Source organism: Planomicrobium sp. MB-3u-38 (assembly GCF_002836425.1).
GTDB lineage: Bacteria > Bacillota > Bacilli > Bacillales_A > Planococcaceae > Planococcus > Planococcus okeanokoites.
Window position 1 is genome coordinate 1 of the sequence record NZ_PJBO01000016.1, and the last position, 1177, is coordinate 1177.

At 48.5% G+C, this 1177-nt stretch carries 1 protein-coding gene; it reads right to left on the reverse strand.

Annotated features, from left to right (window positions below; translation table 11 throughout):
- Positions 1-60 precede the first annotated feature (60 nt).
- On the reverse strand, positions 61-1177 hold a 1117-nt coding region (locus CXF70_RS06635), incomplete at its 5' end, for an IS256 family transposase (RefSeq protein ID WP_101802016.1).

A 1177-nucleotide genomic window follows, 5' to 3' on the forward strand; every position in this document is an offset into this window, starting at 1 on the left:
TATGGAGACCGTCAATATTTATGTGTAAATAAGTAAATCCTTTTCTTGTATGTATATTGATTAAGCCTGTTTGAACATCTCAGCCAGTTCTGCGCGAGCTAGATCGAATCCGATATGGCAGCGGGTGGAGAAGTTCTGGTTATATATTTCAAACTGGGAAACCAGGAAGCGGTCCAAGGAATCCTCGTTCGGAAATTGCTCCTTGCGCTTGCTGTATTTCTTCACTTTCTTATTAAATGACTCGATGAGATTCGTTGAATAGATGCTTCGCCAAATGGATTTGGGGAAGTCATAAAAGGTGAAGATAAAGGGATTGGATTCCAGTGATTTCGTCACTTTGGGATAAGCGGTTTTCCATTTGTCGACAAAGGCTTTCAACGCCTCTTCGCCCAGTTCCTGGTTCTCTGCCCGGTAGACCGATTTGAAGTCATCGAGAATCTCCTTTCGATCGGTAACACGGACTTTATGGGCAATGCTGCGTGACAAATGGACGCAGCACGCTTGATACTTGGCGTCTGGAAAAACCGCGAAAATGCGATCGGTGATGCCTTTCAAGCCGTCGGAGATAAACAGAAGCACCTCTTCGACGCCACGCTCTTTCAAGTCCAATAGGACTTCTTCCCAAACGAATGCGGATTCTGTAGGAGCTACTGTATAGGCCAGCACTTCTTTTGAGCCGTCCTCCCTGATGCCGACCGCAATATAGACGGCTTCCTTGGATACAGTATCGCGTTTGAGTGAAATATAGGTCGCATCCAAATAGACGCACACGTAGCGGGCGTCTAGCGGGCGGGCTTTGAACGCCTCCACCTGTTCGCTCATCGCTTTGGTCATATTGGAAATGGTTTGCGGCGTGTAGTGATGGCCGTACATCTTCTCGATTAGATCCGAGATTTCGGACATTGTGACGCCTTTCTGGAACATGTGGATGACGAAGGACTCCAGCGTATCGTTCGAGCGCTTGTATGGAGCGACCGTCTGTTGGTTGAATTCGCCATTCCGGTCCCGCGGCATCGAAAGCTCCAAATCCCCGTACTCCGTATGGAGTGTCCGCGTGTAAGAACCGTTGCGGGAGTTACCCGAATTGAAGCCGATGCGATCATATTTTTCGTAGTCCAGGAAAGCCGAAAGTTCTGTTTGGAGGAGTGTATTGACCGCTGTCTCCAGGTGCTTGCGA